Origin of the sequence: Winogradskya consettensis, from assembly GCF_018332715.1 — a bacterium.
Lineage (GTDB): Bacteria > Actinomycetota > Actinomycetes > Mycobacteriales > Micromonosporaceae > Actinoplanes > Actinoplanes consettensis.
The window spans coordinates 125,686-141,023 of record NZ_BOQP01000025.1; the positions used below are offsets into that span (position 1 = coordinate 125,686).

The 15,338-nt window shown below is 69.4% G+C and carries 14 protein-coding genes; 6 read left to right on the forward strand and 8 right to left on the reverse strand.

Features of this window, described 5'->3' with window-relative positions; all coding sequences use genetic code 11:
- Positions 1-14: 14 nt before the first annotated feature.
- Positions 15-1,751 (reverse strand): ABC transporter ATP-binding protein, encoded by a 1,737-nt coding sequence (locus tag Aco04nite_RS23655; RefSeq protein WP_212999435.1) that lies wholly within the window; start codon positions 1,749-1,751, stop codon positions 15-17.
- Between the two features lie 3 nt (positions 1,752-1,754).
- Positions 1,755-2,384 (reverse strand): TetR/AcrR family transcriptional regulator, encoded by a 630-nt coding sequence (locus Aco04nite_RS23660; RefSeq protein ID WP_244876237.1) that lies wholly within the window; start codon positions 2,382-2,384, stop codon positions 1,755-1,757.
- Positions 2,385-2,499: 115 nt separating this feature from the next.
- Here Aco04nite_RS23660 and Aco04nite_RS23665 point away from each other — a divergent pair, with 115 nt between their 5' ends.
- From Aco04nite_RS23665 to Aco04nite_RS23680, 4 genes are read left to right on the forward strand one after another with little or no spacing between them, the layout of a single operon-like run.
- Positions 2,500-2,892, forward strand: coding sequence for an Atu4866 domain-containing protein (locus tag Aco04nite_RS23665; RefSeq protein WP_212999436.1), 393 nt, complete (start codon positions 2,500-2,502; stop codon positions 2,890-2,892).
- 39 nt (positions 2,893-2,931) lie between these two features.
- Positions 2,932-3,456: a PadR family transcriptional regulator gene (locus tag Aco04nite_RS23670; RefSeq protein ID WP_212999437.1), complete on the forward strand. Its 525-nt coding sequence runs from the start codon at positions 2,932-2,934 to the stop codon at positions 3,454-3,456.
- Entirely contained in the window at positions 3,453-4,127 is a 675-nt protein-coding gene (locus Aco04nite_RS23675; RefSeq protein ID WP_212999438.1) for an ABC transporter ATP-binding protein, read from the forward strand. The genes Aco04nite_RS23670 and Aco04nite_RS23675 overlap by 4 nt, the downstream gene beginning before the upstream one ends.
- A complete protein-coding gene (locus Aco04nite_RS23680) occupies positions 4,124-6,322 on the forward strand; it encodes an FtsX-like permease family protein (protein WP_212999439.1) in 2,199 nt (732 codons plus the stop codon). Before Aco04nite_RS23675 ends, Aco04nite_RS23680 begins: the two co-directional genes overlap by 4 nt.
- On the opposite strand, the gene Aco04nite_RS23685 is transcribed toward Aco04nite_RS23680, so the two are convergent.
- The 4 genes from Aco04nite_RS23685 to Aco04nite_RS23700 form a co-directional block, all read right to left on the reverse strand.
- The gene (locus tag Aco04nite_RS23685) at positions 6,319-7,119 is read right to left on the reverse strand and encodes an SAM-dependent methyltransferase (RefSeq protein WP_212999440.1); all 801 of its coding nucleotides are present in this window, start codon (positions 7,117-7,119) and stop codon (positions 6,319-6,321) included. The two genes, Aco04nite_RS23680 and Aco04nite_RS23685, sit on opposite strands and share 4 nt — an antisense overlap.
- Positions 7,120-7,173: 54 nt before the next feature.
- Positions 7,174-7,677 carry a GNAT family N-acetyltransferase gene (locus Aco04nite_RS23690; protein ID WP_212999441.1) on the reverse strand — a complete coding sequence of 168 codons (504 nt, stop codon included), beginning with the start codon at positions 7,675-7,677 and terminating at the stop codon, positions 7,174-7,176.
- A gap of 78 nt (positions 7,678-7,755) precedes the next feature.
- Positions 7,756-8,034: a YggT family protein gene (locus Aco04nite_RS23695; protein ID WP_212999442.1), complete on the reverse strand. Its 279-nt coding sequence runs from the start codon at positions 8,032-8,034 to the stop codon at positions 7,756-7,758.
- A 398-nt stretch (positions 8,035-8,432) separates the two neighbouring features.
- Positions 8,433-11,990, reverse strand: coding sequence for an alpha-L-rhamnosidase (locus tag Aco04nite_RS23700; RefSeq protein ID WP_212999443.1), 3,558 nt, complete (start codon positions 11,988-11,990; stop codon positions 8,433-8,435).
- A gap of 126 nt (positions 11,991-12,116) precedes the next feature.
- Here Aco04nite_RS23700 and Aco04nite_RS23705 point away from each other — a divergent pair, with 126 nt between their 5' ends.
- The gene (locus Aco04nite_RS23705; protein WP_212999444.1) at positions 12,117-12,695 is read left to right on the forward strand and encodes a DUF1684 domain-containing protein; all 579 of its coding nucleotides are present in this window, start codon (positions 12,117-12,119) and stop codon (positions 12,693-12,695) included.
- Here Aco04nite_RS23705 and Aco04nite_RS23710 read toward each other — a convergent pair.
- A complete protein-coding gene (locus Aco04nite_RS23710; protein ID WP_212999445.1) occupies positions 12,692-13,789 on the reverse strand; it encodes an FAD-dependent oxidoreductase in 1,098 nt (365 codons plus the stop codon). The genes Aco04nite_RS23705 and Aco04nite_RS23710 overlap by 4 nt on opposite strands.
- Positions 13,790-13,873: 84 nt before the next feature.
- Here Aco04nite_RS23710 and Aco04nite_RS23715 point away from each other — a divergent pair, with 84 nt between their 5' ends.
- On the forward strand, positions 13,874-14,545 hold the full coding sequence (locus Aco04nite_RS23715) for a TetR/AcrR family transcriptional regulator (RefSeq protein WP_212999446.1): 672 nt from the start codon (positions 13,874-13,876) through the stop codon (positions 14,543-14,545).
- A gap of 22 nt (positions 14,546-14,567) precedes the next feature.
- Here Aco04nite_RS23715 and Aco04nite_RS23720 read toward each other — a convergent pair whose 3' ends face one another.
- Positions 14,568-15,092, reverse strand: coding sequence for a hypothetical protein (locus Aco04nite_RS23720; protein ID WP_212999447.1), 525 nt, complete (start codon positions 15,090-15,092; stop codon positions 14,568-14,570).
- Positions 15,093-15,338: the final 246 nt, after the last annotated feature.

Below are 15,338 nucleotides of genomic sequence, written 5' to 3' on the forward strand. Positions count from 1 at the left end.
CTCGGTGCAGTCGGTCATGCCGCCGCCTCCTGCTCAGTGAGCTGAGAAAGAACAATCTCTCGGTACGTCTCGTTGTCGACCATCAGCTCGTCGTGGGTGCCGGTGCCGACCACCTGGCCGTCGTCGAGGACCACGATGCGGTCGGCGTCGCGGATCGTGCTGACCCGCTGTGCCACGATGACGACGGTCGCGGCGGCGGTCTGATCGGCCAGGGCGGCCCGCAGCGCGGCGTCCGTCGCGTAATCCAGCGCCGAGAACGAGTCGTCGAACAGGTAGATCTCCGGGCGTTGCACCAGCACCCGGGCGATCGCGAGCCGTTGCCGCTGACCACCCGACACGTTCGTGCCGCCCTGGGCGATCGGCGCGTGCAGCCCGCCCTCCATCCGCTCGACGAAGCCCCGGGCCTGCGCGACGTCCAGCGCCGCCCACAGTTCCTCGTCGGTGGCGTCCGGATTGCCGTAGCGCAGGTTCGACGCCACGTCGCCCGTGAAGAGGTACGGCTTCTGCGGCACCAGCCCCACGACCTTCGACAGCAGCGCCGGTGCCAGCTCCCGCACGTTCACCCCGTCGACGAGCACGTCGCCCCCGGTCGCGTCGAACAGCCGCGGCACGAGATTGAGCAGCGTGGTCTTGCCGGCGCCCGTACTCCCGATGATCGCTGTCACCTCGCCCGGCCGCGCCGTCAGGGCGACCCCGCTGAGGACCGGAGCCGCGGCACCGGGGTAGTGGAAGTCGACCCCGCGCAGCTCCAGGAAGCCGTGCCGCTCCAGCTCGGTGACCGGCTCCGCCGCGATGTGTACGGACGGAGCGGTCCCCAGCACCTCCTCGAGGCGCTCGGCACACACCTCGGCCCGGGGGATCATGACGAACATGAACGTGGCCATCATGATCGCCATCAGGATCTGCATCAGGTAGCTGAGGAACGCGGTCAGCGCCCCGACCTGCATGGCCCCGTCGTCGATGCGATGCCCGCCGAACCACAGCACGGCCACGCTCGACAGGTTCACGATGAGCAGCACGGTCGGGAACATCGCCGCCATCACCCGCCCGACCCGCAGCGACACGTCGGTCAGCTCGGTGTTGGCCCCGCCGAACCGGACCTGCTCCCGCTCGTCGCGCACGAACGCCCGGATCACCCGGATGCCCGTGATCTGCTCCCGCATGATCCGGTTGACCTTGTCGATGCGCACCTGCATCGTCCGGAACAGCGGCCGCATGATCGAGATGAGCACCCCGACCACGACGAGCAGGATCGGCACGATCACCAGCAGCAGCCCGGACAGCGGCACGTCCTGGTGCAGCGCGAGCAGGATGCCGCCCACACACATGATCGGCGCGGAGACCATCAGCAGGAAGGTCATCAGCACCAGCATCTGCACCTGCTGGACGTCGTTCGTCGTCCGGGTGATCAGCGAAGGCGCCCCGAACTGCCCGACCTCCCGCGTCGAGAACCGCATGACCTGCGAGAAGATCGCCCCCCGCAGATCCCGCCCGACAGCCATGGCCGTCCGCGCCCCGAAGTAGACGGCCGTGATCTGCGCCAGGATCTGCACCAGCGTGATGCCGAGCATCTCGGCGCCGACCATCATCACGTAATGCGTGTCGCCGGGCACCACACCGTTGTCGATGATGTCCGCGTTGAGAGTCGGCAGATAGAGCGTCGCCAGCGTGGCGACGAACTGGAAGAACACGACCAGAAAGATCGATCTTCCGTACGGCCGGAGCCGCTCGCGTAACAGTCGGATCAGCACCTGTCAGGCACCCCCGTGGTCGATGGAAGGACGGATGAGCAGACCGTCGAGGAGCAGTGAGACCAGCTCCTCGCCGTCAAAATGATCGGGATCCCCGAACGGCCCGAACGCATTGCCACCGCAGAAGAGCAAAAACAACCCGGCAACGGCATCGGGCGCCCGGCGCAGCACAGCCGCGTCGGGCAGAACAAGCTCAGCGAGCGCAGCCTGCAACTGCCCCCGCGACGCACCCATCCGGGCAGCGGCCTCCGGATGAGCCCCGGACATGAACACCAGCTTCCGCGCCGCGGTCATCAGCTGCGCATTCTGTGTAAAACGCTCATTGACCAGCTCAGCAGCCTCAGCCAGCCGCACCCGCAAGGTCTTCCCGGCGTCGATCGCCCTGATCGCCTGGAGCGTCGAATCAGGGTCGAGGGCATCCATGAGAACGTCCACCAGCAGCGAATTCTTGTCGGAGTAGACCCCGAAGATCGTCCCCTCAGCCACCCCGGCCGCCGCAGCGATCTGCCGGGTGCTGACCTCCAACCCGAACTCCCGCAGCAACGGCAAGGTTGCCGAGATCAGCGCCGCCCGCCGATCCTCAGCCGCCATCGGCGCCACCCGCCGCCGCCGCACCCGCTCAGAAGACCCCACACGTGGAGCTTAATGAGCGAGCACTCACTCAGCCACTGACATTTGTCATGCCTTCCGCGAGGGTGGGTGGGCCGGACCCTGGCTGAGAGGAGGGCCGGGTTGGCAGGGTTGGGCCATGAAGTCATTTGATCGGCCGGTGACCATCATGCCTACTGCTCCCGGGAGCCTCGCCAGCTTTGTGGTGCTCGATGGCGTCAGGACCGGCCCGCTCGTGTCGCAGATCTGGTGGCCCAAGGACGTGTCGTTCCAGTACGGCGAGCCGGTGCCCGGGCCCTGCGACAGCCCGCATGTCGGGGTCTGGAGCGACGAGCGAGCCCGCGTAGTCCAGGAGTTGACGCCGGACGGGCGCTACGACGAGACGCGGAACGGGCGCAGGCATGCGTACCGGGGGAATTTCTGGATCGCCGGGGACAGCGTTGTCTATCACGATGACCTGGACTTCTGGGCGTACGGAGAGGTGGTCGACGGGGTCTTGGTGCACGCTGATTTCAGGTTCCGCCGGGTTTAGTATTCTCTCGGCGTATACGCCGAGCGTATAGTTCCCGGCATGACGGTGCCTCTGACGTTGCTGGGGTTGCTCGAGCGGGAGCCCAGCCATGGTTATGACCTCAAGCGGGACTACGACGCGATTTTCGGTCGGGGTAAGCCGCTTTCCTTCGGACAGGTGTATTCGACGCTGGCCCGGCTGACGCGGGACGGGAAAGTGGTGGTCAGCGAGGTGGGGCCGGGGGACGGGCCCGATCGTAAGCAGTATGTGATCACCGATGCCGGGGCGACGGAGGTTGACGCCTGGCTGGTGCAGCCGGTGGAGCCGGAGCCGCATCTGCAGACCGTGTTGTTCGCCAAGGTGACGCTGGCGTTGATGCTGGAGCGGCCGGCAGCGGAATATCTGGATCGGCAGCGGGCGGCGCATCTGCAACGGATGCGGGAGTTGACCGAGGTCAAGCGGTCGGGGGCGCTGGTCGACGGGCTGCTCGCGGATCATGGGCTGTTTCATCTGGAGGCCGATCTGCGGTGGATCGAGCTGACCTCGTCGCGGCTGGACGCGCTGGCCAAGGAGGTTCGGCGATGAGCCTGCTCAGTGCGGAGGGTGTCACGCTGTCGTTCGGGAGCACGCCTGCCCTGCGGGGGGCCGATCTTGCGGTCGGGGAGGGGGAGGTGCTGGCGATCATGGGGCCGAGCGGGTCCGGGAAGTCCACCCTGCTGCACTGCCTGGCCGGGATTCTGGTGCCGGATTCGGGGGTGGTGAGCTTTGCCGGGCGGCGCCTCGATGCGATGGGGGAGAACGAGCGCAGCGCGTTGCGGCGGGACCAGTTCGGGTTCGTGTTCCAGTTCGGGCAGTTGGTGCCGGAGCTGACCGCGGAGGAGAACGTCGCGCTTCCGTTGCTGCTCGGCGGGGTGCGCAGGGCGGCGGCTGTGCGGGAGGCGCGGGAGTGGTTTCCGCGGCTCGGGCTCGACGGGCTCGGGGGACGGCGTTCGGGGGAGCTCTCCGGCGGCCAGGCTCAGCGCGTCGCGCTGGCACGGGGGTTGGTCGCCAAACCGCGGGTGCTGTTCGCGGACGAGCCGACCGGGTCGCTCGACTCGCTCACCGGCGAGCAGGTCATGGAGCTGCTGGTGACCTCCGCGCGGGCGGAGGGGACGACGGTTGTCGTGGTCACCCACGAGCCGCGCGTCGCGGCGTACGCGGACAGTGAAGTCGTGGTGCGTGACGGCCGGGTGCACAGCCTGGCGGCCTCGACATGATCCGGTTCGGGCTGCGGCTCACGCTGGCCGGTGGGCGCGAGGCTGCGCTGCGGCTCACACTCATCGCGGTCGCCGTGGCGCTCGGGGTGGCCATGCTGCTCACGGCCGTCGGCGGGATGTCCGGTGTGGTCAAGCAGAGCGACCGCTTCGACTGGGCCAACGCGGACATGACACCTGTGGCCGACGGCCCGCTCTGGTGGGATCTCCACATCGATATGTACGCGCAGAGCACGCTCGCCCGAATCGACACAGCCGCCGCCGGGCCCGGCGCGCCCGTGCCACCGGGCCTGCCCCGGCTGCCGGGGCCGGGGGAGTTCTACGCCTCGCCCGCTCTGCGGGACCTGCTGGCTTCCACGCCGGACGCCCAGTTGAAGGACCGCCTCGCGGGCCGGCTGGCCGGCACGATCGGGGACGCCGCACTGCCCGCACCGGATTCCCTCATCGCCGTCGTCGGGCACACGCCGGAGGAGCTCGCGCAGCGCGACGGTGCCGTCCGGGTCGCCTCGTTCCCGGACATCGGGCCCCGCGACTGCCCGTCCGGCTGTTATGCGGGCATCCCGGCGAACGGGCTCCTTCTGATCCTGTCCGTCGTCGCGCTCGCCCTGATCTTCCCGCTGCTCATCCTGGTCGGCTCGGCCACCCGGCTCGCGGCGGCCCGGCGCGAGCAGCGGTTCGCGGCCATGCGGCTGGTCGGTGCCACCCCGCGCCAGGTCGCGATCGTCTCGGCGGTCGAGGCCACGGTGTCGTCGCTCGCCGGGACCGCCGCCGGCTTCGTGATCTTCTATCTGGTACGCGACCGGCTGGCCGCGATCCCGTTCAGCGGTTCGCCCATGTTCCCGTCCGACCTGTCACCGGGTTGGTGGGGTGTGCTCGGGGTGGCGGTGGGCGTGCCCGTGGCGTCCGCGCTGGCGGCGAGGTTCGCGCTGAGACGCGTACACATATCGCCTTTGGGGGTGACCCGGCGTGGCACGCCCAGGCCGCCACGGGCGTACCGGCTGATCCCGCTCGTCCTCGGCCTCGCCGAGCTGGCGTTCTTCATCGGCCGACGGCCGGAGACGTCGAACGGTCAGGTGCTGGCGTTCGTCCCGGGCATCCTGATCGTGATGATCGGGCTGGTGATCGCGGGACCGTGGCTGACCATGGCCGCGGCCCGGCTGCTCGCCTCGCGGGCCCGCCGCCCGGCAGCCCTGATCGCCGCGCGGCGTCTCGCCGACAACCCGGCGGCCGGCTTCCGAGCGGTGAGCGGTCTCGTGCTCGCCCTGTTCGTGACCAGCGTGGCGGTCGGTGTGATGGGCACGGTCGCCGCCGACGCGGATCGCCCGGACGACAGCCCGGGCAGCACCGAGCTGATGGCCCTGCTCTTCCGCGACCGCGAACACGCCCCGACCGGCACGGTCATCCCGGCCGGTCTCCCCGGCACGGCGGCGGTGGTGCGGACGGCACCGGAAGGCGTCAAGGCGGAGGGACCCGGCGGTTTCACCCTGGAGTCGCTCGCGTCCTGCGCCGAGCTCGCGCGGGTGCCGGGCCTCACGCCCTGCAAACCCGGTGCGAAGACAGCCTGGGTGATGACGGACGCGCGGGCGATGCAGGACCCGTGGCCCGCGGAGTGGCGGACCGCGTGGCCGACCGCCGACTACACGCCGGAGCAGCTCACGGCCCTGCCGGCTACGTCACTGATCGTCGGCACCGACGGTACGACGGCGTCGGTCGAGCGGGCGCGGACGGTTCTCGGCAACGCGTACCCGTTGCGGTGGGGTCCCATCACCGACGCCGATTGGCAGGCGGACACGACCCGCGTTCTCGACGGGTGGAAGCGGCTGGCCAACGTGGTGGTGCTGGCGTCACTCGTGCTCGCCGGACTGAGCCTCGCCGTGAACGTGGCCGGTGGCCTGGCCGAACGCCGGCGACCGTTCAGTGTCCTGCGGCTGACCGGGGTTCCGCTCAGCATGCTGCGCCGGGTGGTGGCCCTGGAAAGCGCGACCCCACTGCTGACGGCGGCCCTGGTCGCCGTGGGTGCGGGACTGCTCTGCGCGCACCTGTTCCTGACCGCCCAGATGCACCTGCCGCTGCGGTCCCCCGGCGTCACCTTCTACGTCACGGTGATCCTCGGCGTGCTGCTGTCCCTGGCGGTGATCGCCTCGACGCTGCCCCTGCTCCGGCGGATCACCGGGCCTGAGGCAGCGCGTAACGACTAGATCTTGCGGGCGACGACGCCGTTGCAGGAGACGTCCTCGATGCGCGGGCGGGGTTGGGGCTCCCCGTCCGCGCGCCAGCGGGACACCGACACCAGACCGGGGTCGAGAAAGTCGAGCCCGTGCATCAGCTCGCGCAACCGGTCGCCGGTGCGCGGGACGAACCGGCCGTCCGGGTTGTTCGCGGTGAGCTCGGCGATCGCCTTCGCGGACTGGTATTCCCAGGTGGCGTGCGAGGCGACCACGTAACTGCCCGGTGGCAGCGCGCCGACCAGCTTGTCGATGATGCCCTGCGGGTCCTCATCGTCACGGATGAAGTGCAGGACGGCGACCAGCAGCAACGCGATCGGCTGGGTGAAGTCCAGCGTCGCGGCCAGTTCCGGGTGACCGAGGATCTGGCCGGGCTCGCGCAGGTCGGCGTCGAGGTAGCTGATCGAGCCCTCCGGACCGCTCGTGATCAGCGCGCGGGCGTGGGTGAGCACGATCGGGTCGTTGTCGACGTAGACCGTGCGGGTCGACGGCTGGATCGCCTGGGCGACCTCGTGCGTGTTGCCCGGCGCCGGGATGCCCGTGCCGATGTCCAGGAACTGCCGCACGCCCTGGCCGGCGAGGTATTCCACGGCCCGGCCCAGGAACATTCTGTTCTCGATCGCCATCAGCCGGATGCTCGGCATGGCCGCCTCGATCGCGTCCCCGGAGGCCCGGTCGGCGGCGAAGTTGTCCTTGCCACCCAGCCAGTAGTTGTAACGCCGGGCGGGGTGGGCAACGGTCGTGTCAAAGCGGTCCGCGGCGCTGCTCACGTTTCCCCCACCCCTGGACGACGACCGTCCACGAACGATCTTAGTGCGACATCCTCACACATCCATTTCCAGGATTATCTCAAGACCGTCCTCATCGTCCCACTGCTCGCCGACCGTCCGGAACGGGAACTGCCCGGCCAGGGACATCGACGCTACGTTGCCGGGCGCGATGGTGAGCCGGACCGTGCGTACGCCGGGCTCCTGAGCTGCCCGTTCGAGCAGTTCCTGCAAGGCCGCGCGGGCATAGCCACGGCGGCGGAAGGCGGGGTCGACGGCGTACCCGATCTCCAGGGTCCCGTCGACGGGCGCGGAGTGATAACCGGCGCGACCCACGGTGACCTGTTCCTCCATGTCCCAGATCGCACCGGTGACCCACGCGCCGTCCGCCGGCTCGGCGAGTACCTGGCGGTAACGCCGCGACCAGACGCTCGTGTTCTCGGGGCTCGCCAGATACTCGCTCAGGGGGACCGGGCTGGTTTCGTTCGCCCCGGCCAGGTCACCCCGGCTCAGGGCGTCGAAGGTGTCAACCGGCAGCTGGACAATCCGTACGTCGGGCATTCGGAGGACGATAGATCATCGCCAGAGCTTTCAGAGGTCAGAGCTTTCAGAGGTCAGAGCTTTCAGAGGTCAGAGCTTTCAGAGAATGAAAGACCGGATGAGCACGATCGCCAGGAACACCACGATGAACGACAGGTCGATCGCGACACCGCCGGCGCGCAGCGGGGGAATCACCCGGCGGACGGGGGCCAGAATGGGCTCGGTCAGCGCATAGACCCCACGGGTCAGCCGCGAGCGGAACGAGCCCGGCATGCTCGGGCCCGCCAGCGTCACGCTCCAGTCCAGGATCGCGCGAACGACCAGCAGCAGCTGCACCAGCAGCAACACGAAGCTGATCAGAGCAAGCAGGGGACCCACAATTTCCTCCAGAGAGCCGTAACTACCTCCCCACTATGCGTCGAGATGTTGTGAAGTGGCTGAGAACCTGTTGTATACAGCGGCCCCGAAATAACGGTGGCGCGCGGATCGGCATTGATGGAAGTCTGATCGCATGACGTCGCAGCTCAGCTTCGCGCTCGATCACGCGTGGCTCTGGAAGCGGACCATCGAGGTTCCTACGATCCTGGCGCCCGGTGCCGCCGATCGGGAGGGCCGGCTGGTCGCCCCGAGATACCCGGGCTGCTGCTGCGGACGCCGGCGACGGCACCGCGACCACCCGGGTCGGTTCCGCTCGAAGTCGGCCTTCTCCAACCCTCGAAGCTGGCGCAAGCAAGGACGGTAGTGGCCCGCGTGCCGGAGCACGCGGGCCACACTCGTCAGGAGGCGGTGAAGGTGTACGTGCCGGAGCCGAGCGAGTAAGAGGCCGTGCCGGAGCTGTAGCCCTGGGCGACCGCTTCGGGCGGGGCCGTGACCGCGGCCGCTGACGAGGCCGGGACCTGGACGGTTGCCGTGGTGTTCGGCGGGACGGTGACCTTGAGGGTCAGCGTCGTGCCGCTACGACTCCATTGTGTACGCGTCTGGCCGTACGACGTGGTCAAGGAAGTCGTCGCCTGCGTGAGCGAGCCGCCGGGCCGGGGCGCCAGGGTGAGCTGCTGGTAGCCCGGGGTGGCCGGGGCGATGCCGCCGACCGTGCGGTAGAGCCAGTCGCCGACCGAGCCGAGGCCGTAGTGGTTGAAGGAGTTCATGCCGGGGTCCTGCAGGGTGCCGTCGGGGCGGATGCCGTCCCAGCGTTCCCAGATGGTGGTGGCCCCGCGGGAGTTCATGTAGCCCCAGCCGGGGTAGTCCGGCTGCTGCAGGATCTGGTACGCCGTGTCGAGGTGGCCGTGGTCGGCGAGGACCGGGAGGAGGTTCTCGACGCCCATGAAGCCGACCGAGAGGTGCCCGTTGCGGGAGGCCACCTTCGCGGCGAGTTTGTCGGCGACCGCCTGCTGCCGGTCCGGGGGGACGAGCCCGAAGGCGAGGGCGAGCACGTAGCCGGTCTGGCTGTTGCTGCCGACGGTGCCGTCCGCGGCGACGAACTTCGCCGTGAACGCTGCCCCGATCTGGTCGGCGAGCGTGTTGTAGCGGGCGGCGTCGGCGGTGCGGCCGGTTGCCGCCGCCATCCGGGCCACGAGCCGTGTCGACCAGCCGAAGAACGCGGTGCTGGTCAGGTCGTTGGCGGTGTTGTCGTCGACGTTGAGCCAGTCGCCGAAGGTCTCGTGGTTGCGGATCAGGTCGGCGCCCGAGGTGCTACGCAGATACTCGACCCACTTGGCGAGCGCGGCGAAGTGCTTGTCGGCGGCGGACAGGTCGCCGTAGCGCTGCCAGATCACGTACGGCACCACGACGCCCGCGTCGCCCCAGCCGGCCTTGCCCGAGCCGCCCAGCACGTCGGGTGCGACGTCGGTGAACGAGCCGTCGCTGTGCTGCGCGTCCACGAGGTCGTCGACGAACTTGGTGAGCAGCCCGTGGGTGTCGAAGTTGAACGTGGACGTGGCGCCGAACGCCGCGATGTCGCCGGTCCAGCCGAGCCGCTCGTCACGTTGCGGGCAGTCGGTCGGGATCGACAGCATGTTGGAGCGCGCGCCCCACAGGATGTTGCTCTGCAGCTGGTTCACGAGCGGGTCGCTGGTCTCGAAGTCGCCGGTCTTCGCGCCGTCGGTCCAGGCGGCGAGGCCGGTGATGCTGTCCGCGGTGGGCGTCCCGGGGAATCCGGTCAGCTCGACGTAGCGGTAGCCGTGGACGGTGAAATGCGGCTCGAACGTTTCAATTCCGCCGCCCTTGAGCGTGAACGTGTCGGTGGCCTGGGCCGCGCGCAGGTTGGTCGTGTAGAGCGTGCCGTCGGCGTTGAGGATCTCACCGTGGCGCAGGGTCACCCGGGTGCCGGCCGGGCCGTTGACCTTGAGCCGGTTCCAGCCGGTGAAGTTCTGGCCGAGGTCGGCGATCCACACGCCCGGCTTCGGCTGGGTCAGGGCGACGGGCCGCAGTTCCTGCTGCACGGTGACGCCCGGGTCGACCTGGGGGACGAGGTTTGGCTGGGCTGCCGTGCGTACGGTCACGGCCCTGCCCTGACCACCCGCGATGCGGGCGTCCTGATCCTCACCGTGATAGAGATCGTCGGCCACGATGGTGCTCGCGGTCGAGGACCATGATCCGTCGGTACGCACATCAGCGCGCGACCCGTCCGCATACTCCACGCTGAGCTGGGCGGAGTACCACGGCGAAGCCCCGTAGACGTGGGTCCCCGCGAAGCCGATGTTGCCCGCGTACCAGCCGTTGCCGACCAGCGCGGACAGCTCGTTGGAGCCCTGCTTGAGCGCGGCCGTCACGTCGTACTCGCGGTACTGCAGGCGCTTGTTGTAATCGGTCCAGCCGGGGGCGAGCCGCTCCTGGGTGACCTTCGCGCCGTTGAGGTACGTCTCGTGCAGGCCCAGCGCGGTGGCGAACAGCCGCGCGCGGGTGACCTTCTTGGCGACCGTGAACGTCTTCGCGAGCCGCGGCGCCGGGTTGGGCACCGTGACCTGGTCGCCCCACGGGCCGCCGGGGTTCGCGGCGAGGACCGACGCTGCGGGCCAGGCGCTGTCGTCGAAGCCGTTCTGCTGCCAGCCGTCCGGGGCGGTCTGCGCGGCTTTCCAGCTGGCATCCGTACTGATCGACTCGAGCTTGGCCAGCAGACCTGCCGGACCCTCGGTGGTGTTGGTGGCGGCGATCGCGACGGTGTTGCTACCCGCACGCAGCTGCGCGGTCACGTCGATCGTGGTCGCTCGTTTCCACGAGTCGGTGACCCGGCGCGACGTGGTGACCTGGACGCCGTTGACCCAGACGTCCGCGGTGTCGTCGCCGGTCACGACGAGCGTGCTGCGCTTGACCTCCGCCAGGTCGAACGTGCGCCGGAAGTAACGGGTGGCGGCCGGCGCGCTGGTGGCGGGGTCACCTTCCGGGTACCAGATCCAGTTGGCGCCGGTGAGGTTCGCCGTGCCGGGGTCCCCGATGAAGTCGGCCGACCACGCCGCCAGAGCGGTGTCGAAACGCGCGCTGGTGCTCCACGCACTCGCGCGGCCCTGGGCATCCCAGACGCGCACGCGCCAGTAGTACGTGCGGTCCTTCGCCAGTGCGGGTCCCGCGTACGCGATGTCCACGGATTGCTGCGAGGCGACCTGGCCGCTGTCCCAGACGTCTTTCGCACCCGGTTTCGTGCCTACAACCACCTGGTAGCGGCCCTGGAGCTGGCCTTTCGCCGCGGAGAGCAGCTTCCAGCCGAAGCGCGGTTTCGCCGCGGCGATGCCCAGCGGGTTGGTCTGGCGCTCGGTGGTGAGCCCGCCGACGAGGGTCGGCGCCAGAGCCGCTGTCCGGGCGAGGCTGACGTTGCGGCCCCACGGCTTCCTGCCGTACAAACCGAGGTCCTTGGCCGGGACCCACGCCTGCGGCACGGAATTCGCGGCCTGCCACGACGCGTCGGTGACCAGGTCGAGCCTGCTGCCCGGTCCCGCAACCCGGAGGTGGCCGAGGACGCCGGCATCACCGGCGGCATTGCGGGCGGCGACCAGCAGGGTGTTCGGTCCGGGCTTGAGGGCTGCCGCCAGGTCGACGTGCAGTGCGGTCTTCCAGGAGCTGGGGGTACGCGGTGAGCCCGCCAGCCAGGTCCCGTTGAGCCAGACGTCGACGGTGTCGTCGCCGGTGATGTCGAGTTCTGCCGTGGTGCTCTGCTGAGGTGCGGTGAAGGTGCGCTGGAGATAGCGAGTACCCGGCTGACTCGACTCGGGGAACCAGATCCAGTGAGCGGTCCGAAGAGCGCTCTCCGGGGCCGCGGAAACCGGCGACGCGAAGGCGGGGAGGGGAGTGGCGACGATCGCGGCCAGGACGGTGGCGGCGATCATCCGGACGGTTCTTGCCATGCGGTTCTCCTCGGTGGTTGAGAAGGCGCTGTGCAGAGTCATGTATTTAAACGTTTCAATACGATGACGTTTCGAGCGTATGTCAAAGGAGGGTCTTCGCTCAAGAGCGCGGGCTACCGTGGGAGCGTGCAGGCACTCGAACTCGCCGACTACCGCGCAGCGGTGGCCCGCAACTATCTGACCGCGACCGACCTCGCCGACTTCCGCGCCCAGCGGGACAAACTCTTCGCGAACCACCCGCAATCGGCGATCCCGCGGGGCGAGTCGTTCGACGGTCTGAAGTACTACCCGCCGAACGACGAATTCGTGGCTGAGGCCGACCTGCGCGAAGCCCCGGGCAGCATCGACATCGACACCGGCGGCCCCGACGGCGTCTGCCACTACACCCGCGCCGGCATCCTCGACACCCCGTGGGGCGAGCTGTCACTGTGGTGGCTGCAGTCCTACGGCGGCGGCCTGTTCCTGCCTGTCCGCGACGCGACCAGCGGCCCCGAGACCTACGGCGGCGGCCGCTACCTCACCGACACGGTGAAGGGCACCCACGGCCGGGGCGTGGAGATGCTCACCCCGACCCGCGCCCGCCTCGACTTCAACTACCTCTACAACCCCAGCTGTGCGTACGACGACGAGTGGCTCTGCCCGCTGGCCCCACCGGAGAACACCCTCGAGGTGGCCATCCGCGCCGGCGAGCTGAAGTACCACTAGGCGCTCTTGAACAACTCCAGGACGCTCTGCGGGGTGTCGGGGCCGAAGAAGCGCTCGAAGTCGCGGGCGGCTTCGGCGGACTCCGCGGCGCTGCGCGGGAAGAGCCCGGCCTCGTATTGCGTGAGCGCGGCCTCGATGTCGCCGGGGTAGGCGGCGATGGCCCTGCCCAGCTCGGCGCCGTCGTACATGGCGAGGTTCGCGCCCTCGCCGTTCGGGACCTGCAGGTGCGCGGCGTCGCCGAGCAGGGTCACGCCCGGCACCCGCTCCCACCGGTGCTCCGTCGGCAGGGTGTGCAGCGGGCGCAGGACCGGCGGCGTCTCCCCGTCGGTGATGAGCGCGGTGAGCTCCGGTGCCCAGCCCTCGAACTCCGCGGCGACCCGCGCCGCCGTGATCGGAGCAGCGTCGAACCATTCCTGCGGCCGGGTGAGCGACACGTAGGTGTGCAGGACGCCGTTGGCCTCGCGGTGCGCCTGGATCCCCTTGCCGGGGACGGTCGCCATCATCGCACCGGTGCCGACGGCCTTCGCGCTAGCGGCGTGCCGTTCGTCGGCGTCGTAGAGGTACGTCTCGACGAACGAGGTGCCGACGTACTGCGGCGTCGCGTCGGACAGCAGGGGACGCACGCGTGACCACGCCCCGTCCGCCCCGACCAGCAGCTCGGTGGTCGCGGTCGTCCCGTCGGCGAACGTCAGCTCGTGCCGCCCGGCGCCGACCGGCGTGATCGCGGTGACCTTGTGCCCCCAACTGATCGTGCCCTCCGGCAGCGAGTCGATCAGGATCTGCCGCAGGTCGCCGCGCAGGATCTCGGGCCGGTGACCGGAGCCGTCATCGGGCTCGTCGAACAGGGTCGACCCGTCCGGGCCGAGGATCCGCATCGCCTCGCCACCCTCGTGGATGTGCTTGCGGAACTCCTCCAACAGCCCGGCCGCCTCGAGGGCGAGCTGCCCGTTCTGCTCGTGGATGTCGAGCTGCCCGCCCTGGGTGCGCGCCGCCGCCGAGGCATCGCCCTCGTAGACGGTCACCGGGATGTTGTGCAGGTGCAGGACGCGGGCGAGCGTGAGTCCGCCGAGGCCGGCGCCGACGATGGTGATCATTTGGTTCTCCTTCTCGGGACGAGCTATGGATCGTTGTTCCATAGCTAGCTTGGAACGCTGATCCAGTTATGTCAAGATGGTGGCATGGCGGCTAAGACGAAGAACACAGAACGGCGCGAAGACGCCCTCTCCCGGGAGCGCATCATCGCCGCCGCCATCGAGATCCTCGACGCCGGCGGTGAGAACGGTCTGACCGTTCGCGCCCTGGCCGCGCACTTCACCACGGGTCTCGGCGCGATCTACTGGCACATGTCGAGCAAGGCCGACATCATCGCCGCGGCCACCGACGCGGTCCTCGCCGGTCCGGCAGCGGCGGCCCCACCCGATCCCGGAGACGCCATCCGGGCACTCGCGCTCCGCGTGTTCGACTCGATCGACGACCACCCGTGGGCCGGCGCGCAACTCTCCCGCACCGCATCCCAGCCGACCACGCTGAAAATCTTCGAAAGCATCGGCCTGCAGGTCCAAGCCCTCGGCGTCCCCGCCGCCGCCCAGTTCAACACGGCCTCAGCGCTGCTGAGCTACATCCTCGGCGTCGCCAACCAGAACGCCGCCCTCGCCCAGTCGGCCGAACCGGGCACCAACCGCACCGCCGTCCTCGAAGGCGTCTCAGCCATGTGGACAGACCTCGACCCCACCCACTTCTCCTTCATCCGCAGCATCGCCCCCCAACTCCGCGACCACGACGACCGAGCCCAGTTCCTGGCCGGCATCGACCTCCTACTGGCCGGCATCCAGGCATCGGCCACTTCCTGAGGCCGACCTCTCGAGGCTGGCATCACCGCATCGGGCGGTACGCCCCGTGCTCGCTGACCGGCCGGTATGCCCCATCTGTCATCGCGGCGTGGAATTCGGCCAGCAGCCCCTCCGCCTCGGGCAGGTCCAGCGCCTCCCGCACCCGCATCCGCGCCTCATCCAGCGGCAACCAACCATCGCCCCGCGTGTCCCACTCACGCCGGATCTCCTCGTCGCACTCCTCCAGCCAGGCCCGCATCCCGTCCCCGAGCGGCCGGTCCAGCGCGTCCTGCAAGCTCGGCAACCCGACGATCAACCCCAGCGCCTCCCGCAGGGTCGACGCGATCAGCCCGCCCTCGCCATACGCGCCCGCATAGACAACCGCCCCACCCGCGGCCAGCATGAACGTCCCGCCGGCGTCATCCCCCGCGATCGGCGTCAACGTCCCGCCGCCGGGAAGGTGCACATCCTCCATCGGATCGGTCCGAGCCAGGTCGAACCCGAACTGGTCGGTCAGCACCTCCGCCAGCCACGGTGTCGCCCTGATCGTCTCCAGGAGGTCGGTCATGCCGCAGATCCTAGGTCGCTGAGTCGCTGAGTCGCTGAGTCGCTGAGTCGCTGAGTCGCTGAGTCGCTGGGCCGTGGGGCCGTGGGGCCGTGGGGCCACAGGGCCGAATGTTGCGCTGGGAGGCGAGTTGCGACAACTTTGTGCGTTGCTGCTCGTCAAGTCCGGTCGATCGTGTCTGACGCAGAACACATGTCTCTTGGCCAGACGCGATTGGCCCGCGCTTGACACCTGATGCCGCAGGAGGTT

Bases quoted from the DNA above. Each gene is read 5' to 3' on its own strand.
- Aco04nite_RS23700 (WP_212999443.1), bottom strand. From the start codon at position 11,990: ATGGCAAGAACCGTCCGGATGATCGCCGCCACCGTCCTGGCCGCGATC.
- Aco04nite_RS23690 (WP_212999441.1), bottom strand. From the start codon at position 7,677: ATGCCCGACGTACGGATTGTCCAGCTGCCGGTTGACACCTTCGACGCC.
- Aco04nite_RS23715 (WP_212999446.1), top strand. From the start codon at position 13,874: ATGGCGGCTAAGACGAAGAACACAGAACGGCGCGAAGACGCCCTCTCC.
- Aco04nite_RS23670 (WP_212999437.1), top strand. From the start codon at position 2,932: ATGACGGTGCCTCTGACGTTGCTGGGGTTGCTCGAGCGGGAGCCCAGC.
- Aco04nite_RS23665 (WP_212999436.1), top strand. From the start codon at position 2,500: ATGAAGTCATTTGATCGGCCGGTGACCATCATGCCTACTGCTCCCGGG.
- Aco04nite_RS23710 (WP_212999445.1), bottom strand. From the start codon at position 13,789: ATGATCACCATCGTCGGCGCCGGCCTCGGCGGACTCACGCTCGCCCGC.
- Aco04nite_RS23675 (WP_212999438.1), top strand. From the start codon at position 3,453: ATGAGCCTGCTCAGTGCGGAGGGTGTCACGCTGTCGTTCGGGAGCACG.
- Aco04nite_RS23720 (WP_212999447.1), bottom strand. From the start codon at position 15,092: ATGACCGACCTCCTGGAGACGATCAGGGCGACACCGTGGCTGGCGGAG.
- Aco04nite_RS23680 (WP_212999439.1), top strand. From the start codon at position 4,124: ATGATCCGGTTCGGGCTGCGGCTCACGCTGGCCGGTGGGCGCGAGGCT.